This is a genomic window from Dysgonomonas sp. Shenzhen-Wh21 (genome assembly GCF_043392705.1).
In the GTDB taxonomy this organism is placed as follows: domain Bacteria; phylum Bacteroidota; class Bacteroidia; order Bacteroidales; family Dysgonomonadaceae; genus Dysgonomonas.
In genome coordinates this window covers 1-17,766 of record NZ_JAIXHZ010000050.1, presented here as the reverse complement: position 1 = coordinate 17,766, position 17,766 = coordinate 1, and the positions used below count along the sequence as shown (strand labels likewise).

Annotated in this window: 15 protein-coding genes; 10 read left to right on the top strand and 5 right to left on the bottom strand. The window is 38.5% G+C overall.

Annotated elements, in window-relative coordinates; genetic code table 11:
- On the top strand, nt 1–184 hold a 184-nt coding region (locus LDB17_RS03080; protein ID WP_393924883.1), incomplete at its 5' end, for a hypothetical protein.
- 5 nt (nt 185–189) lie between these two features.
- Here LDB17_RS03080 and LDB17_RS03075 read toward each other — a convergent pair.
- The 5 genes from LDB17_RS03075 to LDB17_RS03055 all read right to left on the bottom strand — a co-directional run bounded on the left by LDB17_RS03075 (nt 190) and on the right by LDB17_RS03055 (nt 2,489).
- Nucleotides 190–534 carry a DUF2023 family protein gene (locus tag LDB17_RS03075; protein WP_006842452.1) on the bottom strand — a complete coding sequence of 115 codons (345 nt, stop codon included), beginning with the start codon at nt 532–534 and terminating at the stop codon, nt 190–192.
- Nucleotides 535–548: 14 nt separating this feature from the next.
- A complete protein-coding gene (fldA, locus tag LDB17_RS03070) occupies nt 549–1,049 on the bottom strand; it encodes a flavodoxin FldA (protein ID WP_252637730.1) in 501 nt (166 codons plus the stop codon).
- Nucleotides 1,050–1,263: 214 nt separating this feature from the next.
- Nucleotides 1,264–1,527 carry a 50S ribosomal protein L27 gene (gene rpmA, locus LDB17_RS03065; protein WP_006842455.1) on the bottom strand — a complete coding sequence of 88 codons (264 nt, stop codon included), beginning with the start codon at nt 1,525–1,527 and terminating at the stop codon, nt 1,264–1,266.
- A 20-nt stretch (nt 1,528–1,547) separates the two neighbouring features.
- Nucleotides 1,548–1,859 carry a 50S ribosomal protein L21 gene (gene rplU / locus LDB17_RS03060; protein ID WP_252637731.1) on the bottom strand — a complete coding sequence of 104 codons (312 nt, stop codon included), beginning with the start codon at nt 1,857–1,859 and terminating at the stop codon, nt 1,548–1,550.
- A 129-nt stretch (nt 1,860–1,988) separates the two neighbouring features.
- A complete protein-coding gene (locus LDB17_RS03055) occupies nt 1,989–2,489 on the bottom strand; it encodes a hypothetical protein (RefSeq protein ID WP_252637732.1) in 501 nt (166 codons plus the stop codon).
- A gap of 262 nt (nt 2,490–2,751) precedes the next feature.
- Between LDB17_RS03055 and asnB the strand changes: the two genes are divergently transcribed.
- From asnB to LDB17_RS03010, 9 genes are all read left to right on the top strand, one after another.
- A complete protein-coding gene (asnB, locus tag LDB17_RS03050; protein ID WP_252637733.1) occupies nt 2,752–4,422 on the top strand; it encodes an asparagine synthase B in 1,671 nt (556 codons plus the stop codon).
- A 405-nt stretch (nt 4,423–4,827) separates the two neighbouring features.
- Nucleotides 4,828–5,667, top strand: coding sequence for a diaminopimelate epimerase (gene dapF, locus LDB17_RS03045; protein WP_252637734.1), 840 nt, complete (start codon nt 4,828–4,830; stop codon nt 5,665–5,667).
- A gap of 47 nt (nt 5,668–5,714) precedes the next feature.
- Nucleotides 5,715–6,947 (top strand): LL-diaminopimelate aminotransferase, encoded by a 1,233-nt coding sequence (locus tag LDB17_RS03040; RefSeq protein WP_252637735.1) that lies wholly within the window; start codon nt 5,715–5,717, stop codon nt 6,945–6,947.
- Nucleotides 6,948–6,980: 33 nt separating this feature from the next.
- Nucleotides 6,981–9,158: a glutamine synthetase III gene (locus LDB17_RS03035; protein ID WP_252637736.1), complete on the top strand. Its 2,178-nt coding sequence runs from the start codon at nt 6,981–6,983 to the stop codon at nt 9,156–9,158.
- Nucleotides 9,159–9,465: 307 nt separating this feature from the next.
- The gene (gene gltB / locus LDB17_RS03030) at nt 9,466–13,983 is read left to right on the top strand and encodes a glutamate synthase large subunit (protein ID WP_252637737.1); all 4,518 of its coding nucleotides are present in this window, start codon (nt 9,466–9,468) and stop codon (nt 13,981–13,983) included.
- A 17-nt stretch (nt 13,984–14,000) separates the two neighbouring features.
- Complete coding sequence (locus tag LDB17_RS03025; RefSeq protein WP_252637738.1) at nt 14,001–15,428, top strand: glutamate synthase subunit beta; 1,428 nt, start codon at nt 14,001–14,003, stop codon at nt 15,426–15,428.
- A 147-nt stretch (nt 15,429–15,575) separates the two neighbouring features.
- A complete protein-coding gene (locus LDB17_RS03020) occupies nt 15,576–16,070 on the top strand; it encodes a calycin-like domain-containing protein (RefSeq protein ID WP_135103851.1) in 495 nt (164 codons plus the stop codon).
- A 114-nt stretch (nt 16,071–16,184) separates the two neighbouring features.
- Complete coding sequence (locus LDB17_RS03015; protein ID WP_252637739.1) at nt 16,185–16,730, top strand: C40 family peptidase; 546 nt, start codon at nt 16,185–16,187, stop codon at nt 16,728–16,730.
- Between the two features lie 94 nt (nt 16,731–16,824).
- Nucleotides 16,825–17,586: a C40 family peptidase gene (locus tag LDB17_RS03010; RefSeq protein ID WP_135103853.1), complete on the top strand. Its 762-nt coding sequence runs from the start codon at nt 16,825–16,827 to the stop codon at nt 17,584–17,586.
- Nucleotides 17,587–17,766 lie beyond the last annotated feature (180 nt).

Below are 17,766 nucleotides of genomic sequence, written 5' to 3'. Positions count from 1 at the left end.
AAAGGTGACAAAAGTGACACATTTTACTTCCCTTTATCTTGTCACTTTTTCTACTTCAGTATTCGTAAATATTATTTGTGGAAAGCTTGTATATAATAAGATAATAGTTGTGTGTAAAAATGAAAAATCCTCACTGACATCACGTCTGCGAGGATCTAGATCAACTAAAAAAACTATCCAATAGAAAAGTTATGCCAAACAAAGTGTATTAATACTTTTCTTTTGTCTCTTGCTGTATCTGTTGCATTGTTCACAGACACTATATCCTAATAATATTCCTAATATAAAATCTTCTTCAGGTGTTAATAAGTTCAACGGTTTGTCTCCACATATTGCGTTGGCTACTAAGAGGCATTCCTCTTTGCCGAAAAAGACATTTATATTACCGTTTTTCAGATGGCTTATTTTATAATTAATCGAGTTTTTTCCCAATTTCCATCTGACTTTATCTTCATATTCTCCGGGTAGTGTACACAGTACTAAGCTGCGCACCCCTTTTTTGTATTCGTAAATCAGGTGAAAGAAAACACGCATATTGATTTACTTTGTTAAATTGCTTTTTTAAGGTCTTCTGTCCAAATTGCAATGCGTTGATCTGTAAGGTTCGACTCGTTGTCGTTATCGATGAGCAAACCAATAAATTCGCCATCAACAACAGATTCAGAACTGTCGAAAGTATATCCCTCTGTGCTTACCTTACCGATTAGCTGGCAACCTTTACTCTTTATTACACTGTATATTTTTGATAAGGCGTCGCCAAATGTATCGCTATACGAAGATGAATCACCACATCCAAACAGGGCTACTTTTTTGCCATTCAGATCGGCAGCCTTTACTTTGTCGATATAGTACTCCCAATCGTCTTGAAGGTCACCTAATCCTAATGTTGAAGAACCGAATAATATTACATCGTAAGCTGAAAAGTCTGTATTCGCCTTTGCTACATCATGTAAGTCAGCCTTGCTTACTTCCAGTTTTTTTGCTATTTCTTCCGCTACTTCTTGTGTATTGCCTGTTGTTGAGCCGTAGTATATTCCTATTTTTGACATTCTGATAAATTTAAAATGATTAAATATCTAATTTTCTGTTTACAAAGTAATAACAACCAAGAAATGTATACAATACCAAGTAATAATGATATTTATGTCATTTTTTCATTATTTATGAGTAGGAATCATCGGATGATGGAAGATTATCAGTTATATAAACAAAAAAAAGCAGCCTGATACTCAGACTGCTTTCTCTATGTTTTAAACTTGTTTCTTAAGCTTCTGCTTTAGGAAGTACAGAAACAAATGATCTGTCGTTTCTTTTTTTGCGGAAAACCACTGTACCATCTACAAGAGCAAATAATGTATGGTCTTTACCAATACCTACATTTTCTCCCGGATGATGAGTCGTTCCTCTCTGACGAACTATGATGTTTCCTGCTTTTACAACTTCTCCACCAAATGCTTTAACGCCCAATCGTTTACTTTCCGATTCACGGCCGTTTTTCGAACTACCTACACCTTTCTTGTGTGCCATTGTCTTCTGTTTTTAACTGATTAAGCAATAATTTCTTTTACTATAACTTCTGAAAATTGTTGACGGTGACCGTTTAGTTTACGGTGTCCTTTTCTTCTTTTCTTGTGGAAAATAAGAACTTTATCACCTTTTGCTTGAGAAACAACCTCAAGAACTACTTTTGCGCCATTTACAGTCGGTGTACCTACTGTTACTGTGCCGCCGTTGTCAACTAATAATACTTTATCGAACTCAACTGTTGAGCCATTTTCTGCATTGATTCTATGAACAAACAACTTTTGGTCTTTTTCAACTTTCATTTGTTGTCCTTGAATGTCTACAATTACGTACATCTGTTTTGTTATTTACAGGTTATGTGCCTGAGGCGAACCGTTTTATATACAGTTTCTTGTTAGCCTATTAGCAATCGGGTGGCAAAGATAATTAATCTCTACTAAAAAATAAAATATTTGTGGAAAAGATTATCGTATTTCTTTGATTTTTAATTCACCTGTCAAGTCATTAGGGATTGTTGCGGGATCTACTCCCATGATGGTAACGATGTTTCTAATGTCTTGTGAGGTTACTTTACGGTAAGTAGTGAGGGTGTTGGGCGTTATAAGATATTTACTAGCCGCTGTGCCTCCATGCAATGAACTTTGTATAAATATAGAGTCTCCTTTAACCTCGTATGCGTCGGTAGACTCACTGATAAGTCCGTCAGAGCCCGAAGATCCTTTTTTTCTGATTGTAGTTTTTACATTTAATTCAGTAAAAGCTCTGGTTGTTTGATTCTCTTTTAAGTCCAGACTGAAAACAGTATTTAGCATATTGTCAAAGTTGGAATCGGATGTTTTTATTGTCTGCTCGCGCATTAGCCATTCGCCCTGTAAGGTTACAGCTTCCACCTCGTTGTCTCCGCATGATGTCATCAAAGTGCAGGTGGTCAGTAAAATTGTAAAGGATAGTATGAAATTCTTCATTGTAATGTGTTCGTTATGCAAATATTTGTGGTGCAAATATATACATATTTTACTTAATTATATATAGCTCACGCTTTTTATAAGATTTTAAAACCGAAATTAACAAAAGTGTTTAGTTTGTTGTATTTTTAGTTTCGTTGTCATAATGAGATTTAATAGTGTTTTTTTATTAACAAAAAGTCTTATTTATTTTTTATTTACGAATAAAATGATATAAATTTGCCAGACTGTTCAAATTTTAAACAAAACAGGTGATAAATATATGTGTGGATTTGTAGGAGCTTTTGATTTAATACAAGATATAAGCGTTTTGCGGGGGCAAGTTCTTCGTATGGCAAAAAAAATCCGTCACCGTGGTCCGGATTGGTCAGGGATATATTGTGGTGAGAAATCTATTCTTGCTCACGAAAGATTGTCTATTGTAGGAGTAGACTCTGGTAAACAACCTCTTTATAGCAAAGATGGTAATTTGGTTTTGGCTGTCAATGGTGAGATCTACAATCACAAAGAAATAAGAAGTCGCTATCCCGACTACGAATTTCTTACACATTCAGACTGCGAAGTAATTCTGGCTTTGTATAAAGATAAAGGGGTTGGTCTCTTTGAAGATTTAAATGGCATCTTTGCTTTTGCGCTTTATGATGTTGAAAATGATATTTGTCTTATTGGGCGTGACCATATGGGTATAATTCCTCTTTATATGGGGTATGACGATCACGGACAATTTTATGTGGCAAGCGAATTAAAGGCTTTGGAAGGTGTTTGTCCCAACGTGCAGGAATTCTTACCTGGTTATTATATGTGTAGTGTCGAGGGGAATGAATTGAAACGTTGGTATAAACGTGACTGGATGGAGTATGACAATGTAAAAGATAATGAATCTGATGAAAATGAATTGAGAGTAGCTTTAGAGAGCGCTGTGCATCGTCAATTGATGTCGGATGTTCCTTATGGTGTTTTACTTTCAGGGGGATTGGATTCGTCTATAATATCAGCTATTGCAAAACGATATGCAGCTCGTAGAATAGAGGATGATAACCAGACCGAAGCTTGGTGGCCTCAATTGCATTCATTTGCTGTTGGGTTGAAAGATTCTCCGGACTTGGTGGCCTCAAAAAAGGTGGCAGAATATATCGGAACGGTGCATCATGAAATAAATTTCACGGTCGAAGAGGCTCTTGACGCTCTCAGCGATGTGATTTATCATATCGAAACCTATGATGTTACTACCGTTCGCGCATCTACCCCTATGTATTTGTTGGCTCGTTTTATAAAATCGATGGGAGTGAAAATGGTGCTTTCCGGCGAAGGTGCAGATGAATTGTTTGGTGGTTACTTATATTTTCATAAAGCTCCCGATGCAAAGGCCTTTCATGAAGAAACTGTACGGAAGTTGGATCGATTGCATTTGTACGATTGCTTGCGTGCAAATAAGTCGTTGGCTGCATGGGGTGTAGAGGGGCGTGTGCCTTTTCTTGATAAAGAATTTATGGACGTTGCTATGCGTTTAAATCCTCAGGATAAAATGTGTGGTAATGGTAAAATAGAAAAATATATATTAAGAAAAACATTTCAGGATTATTTGCCTGAAAGTGTTGCTTGGAGGCAAAAAGAGCAATTTTCTGACGGAGTTGGCTACAATTGGATAGACTCGTTGAAGGAAATGGCTGAAAAGAAAGTTTCGGATAAGCAAATGATGCATGCTTCGGAGCGTTTTCCGATCAATCCTCCAATGTCAAAGGAAGAGTATTGGTATCGTACAATGTTTGAAGAACATTTTCCATCAGCTTCGGCTGCTCATACGGTTCCGTCCGTTCCGTCCGTCGCCTGTAGTACGGCTGTGGCACTGGAGTGGGATGCGTCTTTCAAGAATAGAGTTGATCCGTCAGGTAGGGCGGTGAAGGCTGTTCATGCAGAAGCGTATGATAAATAATATATTTTAAGGAGGCGGTTGCCTCCTTTTTGTTTTATTCTTATCCGTAAAATAAGAGAAATGAAAAACAATTGATTATCGTGATTGTTTTTATTTCGAAATTAAGTTTTGATTCGAGCGGAATAGTGGCATATAGTTGAAAAGCGTGTTGTGTGAGAAGTATTTTGTTGCAGAATTTTTGTAAAGAGCATTAAAGAGACGTGATATTAAATATAAACCTATCATTTGTAAATCAATTAAACCTTCATAATGTCTTTATGTTTTGTTTTTAAGTTGAAAATAAAACAAAAAGATTTTTTTGTTTTATTAAAGATGAAAAAATGTTATGGATTTCTTGCAAAAACGAATAATTTGTATGAAATTTGTCCCTTGAAAAGATAAAGTAAAAAAGACGAAATATAGAGGATGAAGAAGTTGAAATTCACCAAAATGCACGGCGCGGGCAATGATTATATCTATATGAACGGATTTGTTCAGGAGATAGAAAATCCTTCAGCATTAGCAATCCGCCTTAGCAATCGTAATTTTGGTATTGGCTCGGATGGTTTAGTGCTTATATTGCCATCTGAGAATTCAGATTTTAGAATGCAGATGTTCAATTCCGATGGTTCTGAAGCCGAGATGTGTGGTAATGCTTCTCGTTGTGTAGGGAAATATGTATATGACAACGGATTGACAACAAAAAAGGAAATTGCGCTGGAAACAAAAGCCGGCGTTAAATATATAACTTTACTGGAAGGAGACGAAAAAGCTCGTAAGGTGACAGTGGATATGGGTGAGCCGATCCTTGATCCTGTGCAAATTCCGGTGAAGGTGGATAAAGAACCTGTACTTAATTTCCCGTTGGATATCGATGGCAAAATGTGGGAAATATCTTGCGTATCGATGGGGAACCCTCATGCGGTTGTTTTTACAACAGGAATAAAAGAGCTTGATTTGCCTGTAATAGGACCTAAATTTGAAAAACATCCAATATTCCCTCGAAAAACAAATACTGAGTTCATTGAAGTCGTTGATCGCAAAACGTTGAATATGCGAGTGTGGGAACGTGGGGCAGGAGAGACTCTGGCTTGTGGTACAGGAGCCTGTGCTGCGGCTGTTGCTGCCATCCTGAACGGATATTGCGACCGTAAAATAACGATTCACCTGATAGGCGGAGATCTCGAGATAGAATGGGATGAGCAAAATAATCACGTGTATATGACCGGTGAGGCTGTGACAGTTTTTGAAGGAGAGATTTTTTAATGCTGCGGCCATATAACAGAAGAACCCGAAATTATTAATATATAAAAATGGCATTCATAAACGAAAATTATACTAAACTACCGGGAAGTTATTTGTTCTCGGATATTGCAAAAAAAGTAAATGAATTTAAGGCCGCCCATCCTGAAGCCAATGTTATTCGTTTGGGAATCGGTGATGTTACAAAACCTCTACCTTCGGCGATAATAAACGCAATGCATGCCGCTGTAGATGAAATGGCGAATGCATCTACTTTTAGAGGATACGGACCTGAACAAGGGTACGACTTTTTGGTAAATACAATTGTAGAAAATGATTATAAAGCACGTGGCTTGGATATTTCTGCTGACGAAATATTTGTAAGCGATGGCTCTAAAAGTGATACAGGTAATATAGGAGATATTCTTGGTCTTGATAATATTGTTGCTGTTACAGACCCTGTTTATCCTGTTTACGTAGATACAAACGTAATGGCTGGCCGTGCGGGTGAGTTGCAGGCAAATGGCAAATGGAATAAGCTTGTTTATATTCCATGTACATCAGAGAATGACTTTATTCCGTCATTGCCGACAGAGAAAGTAGACATCGTTTACTTGTGTTATCCTAACAACCCTACAGGTACTACTTTGACGAAAGATCAATTGAAAGTATGGGTTGATTATGCTCTCCAAAATAAGGTGCTTATCCTATTTGATGGTGCTTACAAAGAATTTATTACCGAAAGTGATGTTCCTCATAGTATATACGAGATAGAGGGGGCACGAGAAGTGGCTATCGAGTTTCGTAGTTTCTCCAAAACTGCCGGATTTACAGGTACTCGTTGTGCTTATACGGTTGTGCCTAAAACTGTGATGGGATACACCAAAACCGGAGAAAAGATTTCTTATAATAAATTGTGGAACAGACGCCATACTACTAAGTTTAACGGTGTTCCATATATTATTCAACGTGCAGCCGAGGCTTGTTTTTCTGCCGAAGGTAAAAAGCAGATAAAAGATATCATCAACTATTATATGAATAATGCAAAGATCATTCGTGAGGGTCTCGCTTCCGAAGGATTGCAAGTATATGGTGGTGTAAACTCTCCTTATATTTGGGTAAAAACTCCAAAAGGAATGACTTCGTGGGGATTCTTCGATTATCTATTGAATGATCTACATGTTGTAGGAACTCCCGGTGTTGGTTTTGGCCCTAGTGGAGAAGGCTATTTAAGGTTAACGGCGTTTGGTACTTTAGAAAATACCAAAGAGGCTGTTGGTCGATTAAAAAAGATTTCTATTTGATAAATCCTATATAAACTCAATAAAAGTAAATTTATGACAAAGTTACGTTTTAAAGCAGTAGCACTGGCCTCAGAGCGAAAGCCTCTTGAGGTAGAGAAACCTAAAAGTAAAACTTCAGAGTATTACGGGGAAAAGGTGTTCAATCGTAAAGCTATGACCAAATATCTTTCGAAAGAAACTTTTAAAGCGCTTAATGATGCAATTGAAAAAGGACAATCTGTAAATCGTAATCTGGCAGAGCATGTTGCAGCCGGAATGCGTATGTGGGCTCTGGAAAATGGTGTAACACACTATACTCACTGGTTTCATCCGTTGACAGACGGTACTGCCGAAAAGCATGATGCTTTTGTTGAACATGATGGTAATGGTGGACTGATTGAAGAATTTGAAGGAAAGCTTCTTGCTCAGCAAGAGCCTGATGCTTCAAGTTTTCCGTCGGGAGGCCTTCGTAATACATTCGAAGCCCGTGGTTATTCTGCTTGGGATCCATCATCTCCTGCATTTATTGTAGGTGAAACATTGTGTATTCCTACTATCTTTATCTCATATACAGGTGAGGCTCTTGACTATAAGACTCCTTTGCTTAAAGCTCTTGCTGCGGTAGATAAAGCTGCAACAGGTGTAGTTCAGTATTTTAATGAAGATGTAACAAAGGTAATATCTAACCTTGGATGGGAACAGGAGTATTTCCTTGTTGACGAAGACTTGTTTATGGCTCGTCCAGACTTGGCTTTGACAGGAAGGACCTTGATGAGTCACGAAAGTGCAAAAAATCAGCAGTTGGAAGACCACTACTTTGGTTCAATCCCTGAACGTGTTCAACGTTTTATGAAAGAGCTTGAGTACGAAGCATATGCTTTGGGTATTCCTGTAAAAACTCGTCACAACGAAGTAGCTCCAAATCAGTTTGAGCTGGCTCCTATATATGAAGAATGTAATCTTGCTGTAGACCACAACCTTTTGGTTATGTCTGTAATGGATAAGGTGGCGCGTAAGCACTCTTTCCGTATCTTATTCCACGAAAAACCATTCAAAGGAATCAACGGTTCGGGTAAGCATAACAACTGGTCTCTAGCTACTAATACAGGAATCAACCTTCTTTCTCCGGGTAAGGATAAAGTTGAAAACCTTCGTTTTATAACATTTGTGGTGAATATCTTGGCTGCTGTTTATAAGAATAACGGCTTGTTGAAAGCTTCAATATCTTCAGCTACAAATGCTCACCGTCTTGGTGCAAACGAAGCTCCTCCTGCTATCATATCGGTATTCTTGGGTACTCAGGTTAGCGATATTCTTGATAAGTTTGAGAAGAGTTCTGTAAAAGATGCTATCGTTGTTGACAACAAAAAGCAGATTAGCTTGGGTGTAGGTCAAATTCCTGAAATCCTTTTGGATAATACAGACCGTAACCGTACTTCTCCATTCGCATTCACAGGAAACCGATTCGAGTTCCGTGCTGTGGGTTCTTCTGCTAACTGTGCTTCTGCTATGACAGCCTTGAATGCTTCTGTTGCAGAACAGCTAAGAGTGTTTAAAGACGAAGTTGACGCACTAATCAGTAAAGGTAAATCGAAAGAAGAGGCTCTTTACGAAGTATTGAAGAAATATATCAAAGAATCTCGTTCTATCCGTTTCAATGGTAATGGATATAGCGAAGAATGGAAAGCAGAAGCTAAAAAACGTAAATTGGATTGCGAAACAAGCGTTCCTATTATCTATGATAGCTATACTTCAAAACAAAGCATCAAAACATTTGCTGGTATTTTATCTGAAGTAGAGCTTCATGCTCGTAACGAGGTGAAGTGGGAAATGTACACAAAGAAAATCCAGATAGAATCGCGTGTATTAGGTGATTTGGCTTTAAATCATATTATTCCTGTAGCGATTTCATACCAATCTATATTGTTGACAAATGTTTCTAAGCTAAAAGACATCTCTGATGACTACAAGACTCTTGGTGCAGAGCAAATCCGTTTGATAGAAAAAGTATCTACGCATGTAAATGCCGTGAACGCAAAAGTTCATGAAATGATAGATGCTCGTAAAGCGGCTAATAACATTGAGAGTGAACGTGAGAAAGCTGTTGCTTATCATGATAATGTAGCTCCGTATTTGGACGAAATCCGCTATCATATCGACAAGCTTGAATTGATTGTTGATAATGAAATGTGGCCATTGGCTAAATATAGAGAATTATTGTTTATACGATAATTAAACATTATAAAGAAAAGAAGTCCCGATCTCTAACGAGTCGGGATTTCTTTTTTTTATACAGACTTTGATATTGTGAGTATAAATATGAAATAAAACAAGCTGAATTATTTATTTCGGGGTCTTTAATTTGTTTCTTTTTATGTTCTTTTGTTAAATAAAATCGATTAAATATAGATTTTTTATTAAAAATGTGCATTTTTAAATCAAAAAGAAAATTTATTAAAGCGAAATTCGTACATTTGTCATTGTAAATAAATTAGGATAGAACCCGAAAATTCTTTCATTCACATATCAACTATTGACTATGCAAGATTTAAGATCAGCAATACAGCACGGACTATATGACCCAAACTACGAACACGATGCGTGTGGGGTAGGTATGGTGTTGCATATGAAGGGTGCAAAATCACATGCTATCGTTGAGAATGGTCTCCGTGTATTGGAGAACATGACTCACCGTGGAGCAGAAAACGCCGATAATAAAACCGGTGATGGTGCCGGTATTATGTTACAAATACCGCACGAGTTTATACTTCTACAGGGGATACCTGTCCCCGAGAAAGGGCACTACGGAACCGGATTGGTCTTCTTGCCGAAAGGTGAGGCTGAGATGGAATCGTGTATGATAACTCTCACGCAATATATAGATAAGGAAGGCTTGAAGCTTTTGGCTGTTCGCGATGTACCTGTCAATAGTGAAATATTGGGAGAGATGGCAAAGTCGAATGAGCCTCATATAAAACAAATATTTGTACTCGGAGAAGAAGGCCTTTCTCAGGATGAATTAGAGCACAAACTCTATTTACTCCGTAAGAAAATAGAAAAAGAAATATTCAACTCTAAAATATTCTCATTAGAGACTAAGCGAGCTTTCTATATTGTAAGCTTGTCTACAAAGCGCCTTATATATAAAGGTATGTTGTCGTCTGAGCAGCTGAGGCATTATTATCCCGATTTGCTGAACCCGCATCTGACAAGTGCTATTGCTTTGGTGCACTCACGTTTCAGTACCAACACCTTCCCTACATGGGATTTGGCACACCCCTTCCGTATGGTGGCTCATAATGGTGAGATCAATACGATAAAGGGGAATCGCTTGTGGATGGAAGCTCGTGAGAGCATCTTGAAATCAGATTTACTAGGGAATATCAACGACTTATGGCCAATTGTTCAGCCATTTATGAGTGATAGTGCGTCATTCGATAATGTATTGGAATTCCTTGTCATGTCAGGGAAATCCTTGCCTCATGCAATGGCAATGATGGTTCCTGAATCGTGGAACGATCAGAATCCGATATCTGACGACTTGAAAGCTTTCTATGAATACCATAGCTTGTTTATGGAGCCTTGGGATGGTCCGGCTACACTATTGTTCTCGGATGGACGTTATGCCGGAGGACTGTTAGACCGTAATGGTCTGCGCCCTGCCCGTTATTTAATAACTCATAACGACGTTATGGTCGTTGCTTCCGAAATGGGAGTATTACCATTTGAGCCATCCGAAATAAAGGAAAAAGGTCGCCTTCGTCCCGGTAAAATACTAATGGTAGATACCGAAAAAGGAACAATACAATATGATGCAGAGCTGAAAGAAAACCTTGCAAAAGCATATCCTTATCGTGAATGGCTATCTAAGAACCGTATTTCATTGGATGACATATCTTCGGGGCGTGCACCAAAATATAGCGTGGATAACTACGATAAGCTGCTGAAAGTTTTTGGATACTATAAAGAAGATATAGAAAAGATAATGACACCAATGGCTGTGGAAGGCAAAGAGCCTACTGCATCCATGGGAAATGATGCGCCTGTCGCTGTTTTATCAAACAAGCCACAGCGTTTATTTACATATTTCCGCCAATTATTTGCTCAGGTAACAAATCCGCCGATCGACCCTATTCGTGAGGAACTGGTGATGTCTCTTGCCGGATATATCGGTTCACTTCATAAAAATATACTCGAACCAATGCCGGAACACACCAAGATGGTTGGGCTATCGAATCCTTTTTTATCAAACAGAGAGCTAGATTTGCTAGTGCATCTTGGATATAAAGGCTTTAAGGCGGAAATCATACCGATGCTATTCGACCCTAAACAAGGTGGAGCCGGACTGGAAAAAGCGATAGAACAAATGTGCCGCAATGCAGAAAAAGCTGTGGATAGCGGTAGTAACTATATAGTACTTAGCGATAGAGGAGTAAATCCGGATAATGCCGCTATTCCTTCATTATTGGCTGTGTCGGCAGTTCATCATTATCTGATCGAACGCCGCAAACGTATGCAAATAGATATAGTGGTAGAATCGGCAGAACCACGTGAGGTGATGCACTTCGCTTTATTATTTGGTTATGGTGCTAATGCCGTGAATCCATATTTGGCTTTAGCTGTGATAGAAGATCTTGTTAAAAAAGGAGATATTCACTTAGATTTTCACACTGCGATGAAGAACTATGTGAAGTCTATAAACAAAGGCTTGTTGAAGACCATGTCCAAGATGGGTATCTCTACACTGAAAAGCTATATTGGTGCTCAGATATTCGAAGCTGTGGGAATCAGTACCGGAGTTATTGATAAGTACTTTAAAGGGACTACGTCTAAGATCGAAGGTATTGATATTAATGACATAGCGAGCGATACAATCGAGGCCTTTTATGAGGCTTTTGAGAGTGACTTTATCGATCCGTCACTAGTAAGTCAGGGCATATACGCATGGCGTCGCAATGGTGAATATCACGCATGGAACCCTGAAACGATAATGAATCTTCAGATGGCTACACGTTTGGGTAGCTATAAGAAGTTTAAAGAATATACCGACTCTATTGATAAAAAAACGGAAAAGATATTTTTGCGTGATTTCTTAGATTTTGATCCATCTAAGAATCCGATTGATATTTCGGAGGTAGAACCTGTATCCGCTATTACAAAACGCTTTGTGACAGGAGCCATGTCTTTTGGTTCTATCAGTCGTGAAGCTCATGAGGCAATGGCTGTAGCGATGAATGCTATCGGCGGTAAAAGTAATACCGGAGAGGGCGGTGAGTTGCCCGAACGTTTTGCAACCAATGCCCGTTCTTCTATCAAGCAAGTTGCTTCCGGTCGCTTTGGTGTTACAACAGAGTATTTGGTTAATGCAGATGAATTGCAAATAAAAATAGCTCAGGGTGCAAAACCCGGAGAAGGAGGACAGTTACCGGGCTTTAAGGTTGATAAGATCATTGCTAAGACTCGTCACTCAATCCCCGGAATCTCTCTGATCTCGCCACCTCCTCATCACGATATATATTCAATCGAGGATTTGGCTCAATTGATATTTGACCTCAAAAACGTAAATCCTGCTGCTCAGATTAGTGTGAAATTGGTATCCGAGAGTGGTGTGGGTACAATTGCTGCGGGTGTTGCCAAAGCTAAAGCGGATCGCATCGTTATCAGCGGATGTGAAGGTGGTACAGGAGCAAGTCCTGCAAGTTCGATTAAGCATGCTGGTCTTCCTTTAGAAATTGGTTTAGCGGAGGTTCAACAAACTTTAGTCCTGAATGGGCTTCGCGGTCAGGTGTATCTACAAACAGACGGTCAGCTAAAAACCGGACATGATATCATTGTTGCGGCAATGCTTGGGGCTGAAGAGTTTGGCTTTGCAACAAGCGCTTTGATTGTATTGGGATGTATAATGATGCGCAAGTGTCACTTAAATACATGTCCTGTAGGTGTTGCTACACAAAACGAAGAGCTTAGGAAGAAGTTTATGGGGCGTAGCGAGTATCTTATCAATTATTTCAACTTCTTAGCAGAAGAAGTACGTGAACATTTGGCTGCTTTAGGGGTGAAATCGCTTGATGAGGTGGTAGGGCGTGCCGATTTGTTGAAATATATGAAGAGTGATGCAAATAAGAAAGTTGAAAAACTAGATTTGTCTCGTTTGATGTATTTTCCTGTAGAAGCAAAAGAAAATGCGATTCATCATATAAAAAATCAGGAACATAAGTTGGATGATGCGCTCGATATTTCATTGATCACCACCTCTCGTATGGCTATCGATAAAGCTATGCCAACGGTAATGACCAAAACAATAAAGAATACGAATCGTACTGTGGGAGCGATGCTTTCGGGTGAGATTGCAAAGAAATATGGCAATGCGGGTCTTCCTGAAGATACTATACAATTTACATTCACAGGTTCGGCCGGACAAAGTTTTGGCGCATTTCTTGCGCATGGTGTAACCTTCAAGTTGGAAGGTGATGCAAATGACTATGTAGGTAAGGGTTTGTCGGGTGGTAAGATTATCATCGTGCCTCCAGCAACATCCACATTTAAGCCTGAGGAAAATATCATTGCAGGTAATACATTGCTATATGGTGCTACATCGGGCGAAATATACATTAACGGACGAGTAGGGGAACGTTTCTGCGTGCGTAATAGTGGAGCTGTTGCTGTTGTTGAGGGTGCAGGAGACCACTGTTGTGAATATATGACAGGAGGCCGTACTGTAGTACTCGGCAAAACAGGACGAAACTTTGCTGCCGGTATGAGTGGCGGCGTGGCTTATGTATATAATATAGATGAAGATTTTGATTACTATTGCAATATGCAAATGGTAGAGTTGACACTGATAGAAGATACTTACGATAGCCGTGAACTTCGTCAGTTGATAACCAACCATTATAACTATACAAATAGTCCTCTGGCTAAATATATTCTTGATAACTGGAATGCCGAAGTGGAGAAATTTATGAAAGTGACTCCGATCGAGTATAAGAAAGTATTGCAAGATGAAAAATTGGAAGCTATTAAGAAAAAAATAGCACAGGTAGAATTTGATTATTAAAAGGAGGAGTACGAATCATGGGAAATCCAAAAGCATTTTTAACAGTAAAAAGAAAAGACGCAGGATATCGTCCTGCTCAGGAACGTATCCTCGACTTTGGTGAAGTAGAACAAACACTAAATAGTGAAGATAGACGTGAACAAGCGTCGCGCTGTATGGACTGTGGCATTCCTTTTTGCCACTGGGGATGTCCACTGGGAAATAAGATGCCTGAATGGCAAGAATATATATATAAGGGAAATTGGAAACTGGCAGCAGAAGTGTTGATGCAGACAAACGACTTTCCTGAGTTTACAGGGCGTATTTGTCCCGCACCATGTGAAAAATCGTGTGTGCTCTCTATACACCGTGCACCTGTAACTATCCGTGAAAATGAAGCATCGGCTCTTGAGCACGCTTTTGGGGAAGGATTTATTCAACCTAAAGTTCCGGCTCATCGTACGGGTAAAAAAGTAGCCGTGATAGGCTCCGGTCCCTCAGGTCTTGCTGTTGCTAATCAGCTAAATCAGAAAGGTCATGAAGTAACAGTGTATGAGAAGAACTCTCATATCGGAGGTTTACTTCGTTTCGGTATTCCTGACTTTAAACTGAATAAAAATATAATCGATCGCCGATTGAAGCTAATGGAGGCTGAGGGTGTTAAGTTTGTAGTAAATACAGAGATTGGAAAAGATGTGAAAGGAAAAGATATCTTGAAAGATTATGATGCTGTATGTGTGGCTATAGGCTCGCAAGTGCCTCGTAATCTTCCCGTCGAAGGGCGTGAGCTGAAAGGTGTTTACTATGCTATGGAATACCTTACAGCGCAGAATAAGTTGATCGCAAAAGAATCTGTTCCGGCCGATCAGGTGATTGATGCCAAAGGTAAGAATGTACTTGTTATTGGTGGTGGTGATACGGGTTCAGACTGTATCGGTACAGCGAATCGTCAGGGTGCAGCGAATGTATTGCAAATAGAAATATTACCTAAGCCCGCAAAGCTGGAAGAAATAGAAAATCCTTGGCCTAATCCATTTCCAGTAGTACTGAAAACTTCTTCTTCTCACATGGAGGGTTGCGAGCGTCGTTGGGCGTTGAATACTAAACGCTTTATAGGAGAGGATGGTAAGCTGACAGCCGTGGAACTTGTAGAAGTGGCTTGGGAGAAAGACGAAAATGGTCGCCATGTTATGAAAGAAGTTGGACCGTCTGAGATTCATAAAGTAGATCTTGTATTTCTTGCCCTTGGCTTTGTTCATCCTATACAAGAAGGCTTACTGCAAGAGTTGGATATAAAAACCGATGATGTTCGCCGTAATGTAATGACAGATAAGAATCGGGCTACAAATATATCAAAGGTCTTTGGAGCAGGAGATTGCGTAAGCGGTCAATCTCTAGTGGTAACAAGCATCGCATCAGGGCGCAAGACAGCTCAGCATATTGATGAGTTCTTGAGTTCAAAATAGGCATTGTTAATAATCGTTTAAAATTAGGGATGTGCATCTTTTTTTGTTAAAAATGAGGATAAGACTCTGTAAGTAATCTTACCTTTATATCAGCAAAATTATAGACATGACACAAATTAACTCTATTATTAATTAAAATTCCTAATTATGAACAAAAAACTTATTTGCTTATTGATGTTTGTTTTTTCATTAAGTCTTGCTTTTACAGCTTGTAGCGATGATGACGATGATAAAGTAGATTATGCTAAGGAAGTAGCTGGTACTTATACTGGCTCATTAACATTGAAAATACCTGTGATGGAGATTGATGAAACTATTGCAGATAAAAAAATAGAATTGACGAGAATTTCCGACAATAAGGTAAATCTTAAACTTAAGGAATTTTCATATGGTACATTAACTTTAGGAGATATTCCTGTCGATGAAATTACTGTAACAAAGGATGGAAGTACTTATAAACTCGCAGATACATCAAAAAACATTGATTTGTTAGGAGGTCTTATGACCGCAACTGTTGCGATTTCTTCATCTACAGTAAAAGATGGTAAGCTAAATATGACCATTAAAGTAAACAATGTTAAGCAGGGTGGAAATGACATGCAATTAGGTGATATGAATATTGCATATTCAGGTTCAAAATAAAATAGAATCTTGTTAATTAATCTTTTTATTATACTTAGAAGGCGGTTTCTGGAGACAGAAATCGCTTTTGTTTTTAATAATTTTCTATCTTTATGTCAAGAACTTATTAATGTTATGTTTAGAGTAGTTGGCAGATGTGTTTCTGTTTTTATATTACTGGTTGTCTTATTATCTTCCTGTGGTACACAAAAACCACAAGGCAAACTTTTATACGATCCTCGTGAGGTGGCAGAGCTTTCCTCTAAACTGGGTATTAGATTAAGTAATATTGATAAAGATGATGATCGTAATATGCCTCTCTATGCTGAAGTTTCCCAGTGGTTGGGGGTTCCGTATCGTTATGCAGGGTTATCGAGGAGAGGACTAGACTGTTCCGGTTTTGCTTATCTTATTTATCAGAAAGTATATCGGAAATCAATACCTCGTTCTACGACAGATCAGTCGAAAATGAAAATGCATAATGTATCTAAAGGTGGTTTAGAGGCGGGCGACTTCGTCTTTTTTGCTACCTCCGGTAGAAATAAAATAAGCCATGTCGGTATTTATTTAAAAGATGGTTGCTTTATTCATGCCTCTACGTCCAATGGGGTAATAGTAAGCCATCTGGATGAGGAATATTATAAACGCACATGGAAGAAAGGCGGTAGATTAAAAAAATAGCTCACCAGAACTTAAAATTCTATAAAACTTTTGCTAAGTTCCTGTCTCTTTAGACTGAATTTCCTATTTTTATTCGGCTAAAAAATAAAACAGCATGTCAATTTCGAAACGGATACTAGGAATATCAACATTTTTGCTAATGTGCTCCATGGCTTTTACGCCGGTTTCTGCTGTTACACCAAAGAAATCAAAAGCAGGGAAAAAGAAATCAAAAACGAGTGTATCTCATACTCCCAAATCGGTGAAAGTGGTACAGTCTTCACAAAATATGTCTGTAACAACAAATACTGGGGATAAGGTTTCCTTACCGGTATTTGATAAAATATTTGAGAATTCTAAATATAATGTGCCAAGTTCAGACGCTTTGTTAGCTGACGCAGGTGCTAGTGCTGCAGTCTCTATGGAAGTAATGAGGCGCAGAATGATAGAACAAAAAGAAATGCAAGAGCTTTCTTCTCAATTAGGAATATCGATTAAAAATCCTGATAATTTAGATTTGTATCGTGAGGTAGCCGATTGGCTGGGCACACGTTATCGCAGAGGTGGTATGAGCCGCAAAGCAGTAGACTGTTCCGGTTTTACAAATATTATATATAAAACTGTATTTGGACAACAGTTGGATAGAGTTAGTACAACAATAGCAAAGAATGTAAAAGAAACAATCACCAATAAAGAGGATTTAGAACCGGGTGATATGGTGTTTTTCTCTACTTTCAAAAAGAAATATATTAATCATGTAGGAGTATATATCGGCGATGGTAAATTTATTCATGCGTCGATAAAAAAAGGAGTAATAGTAAGCTCTTTGCGCGAAGGATATTATAGTACTGCATGGCGTAAAGGTGGAAGAAACTGATAGAAATAACAATAAAGAATAATATAGAGGGGATACGCAAGTACCCCCTTTATTGTTTTTATATGTCCCGTCCTAAAATAGGTTGACACAAAACTGACTTATTTATGACACATTCCGAGATCAAGCAAAATCGGCGTAAACAGAGCGATTATCCACTCCCCTTTAAATTACAGGTTATCC

What these genes read in the sequence shown, in the direction of transcription:
- LDB17_RS03075 (WP_006842452.1), bottom strand. Translation starts at nt 534, where the DNA reads ATGCGTGTTTTCTTTCACCTGATTTACGAATACAAAAAAGGGGTGCGC.
- fldA (WP_252637730.1), bottom strand. Translation starts at nt 1,049, where the DNA reads ATGTCAAAAATAGGAATATACTACGGCTCAACAACAGGCAATACACAA.
- rpmA (WP_006842455.1), bottom strand. Translation starts at nt 1,527, where the DNA reads ATGGCACACAAGAAAGGTGTAGGTAGTTCGAAAAACGGCCGTGAATCG.
- rplU (WP_252637731.1), bottom strand. Translation starts at nt 1,859, where the DNA reads ATGTACGTAATTGTAGACATTCAAGGACAACAAATGAAAGTTGAAAAA.
- LDB17_RS03055 (WP_252637732.1), bottom strand. Translation starts at nt 2,489, where the DNA reads ATGAAGAATTTCATACTATCCTTTACAATTTTACTGACCACCTGCACT.
- asnB (WP_252637733.1), top strand. Translation starts at nt 2,752, where the DNA reads ATGTGTGGATTTGTAGGAGCTTTTGATTTAATACAAGATATAAGCGTT.
- dapF (WP_252637734.1), top strand. Translation starts at nt 4,828, where the DNA reads ATGAAGAAGTTGAAATTCACCAAAATGCACGGCGCGGGCAATGATTAT.
- LDB17_RS03040 (WP_252637735.1), top strand. Translation starts at nt 5,715, where the DNA reads ATGGCATTCATAAACGAAAATTATACTAAACTACCGGGAAGTTATTTG.
- LDB17_RS03035 (WP_252637736.1), top strand. Translation starts at nt 6,981, where the DNA reads ATGACAAAGTTACGTTTTAAAGCAGTAGCACTGGCCTCAGAGCGAAAG.
- gltB (WP_252637737.1), top strand. Translation starts at nt 9,466, where the DNA reads ATGCAAGATTTAAGATCAGCAATACAGCACGGACTATATGACCCAAAC.
- LDB17_RS03025 (WP_252637738.1), top strand. Translation starts at nt 14,001, where the DNA reads ATGGGAAATCCAAAAGCATTTTTAACAGTAAAAAGAAAAGACGCAGGA.
- LDB17_RS03020 (WP_135103851.1), top strand. Translation starts at nt 15,576, where the DNA reads ATGAACAAAAAACTTATTTGCTTATTGATGTTTGTTTTTTCATTAAGT.
- LDB17_RS03015 (WP_252637739.1), top strand. Translation starts at nt 16,185, where the DNA reads ATGTTTAGAGTAGTTGGCAGATGTGTTTCTGTTTTTATATTACTGGTT.
- LDB17_RS03010 (WP_135103853.1), top strand. Translation starts at nt 16,825, where the DNA reads ATGTCAATTTCGAAACGGATACTAGGAATATCAACATTTTTGCTAATG.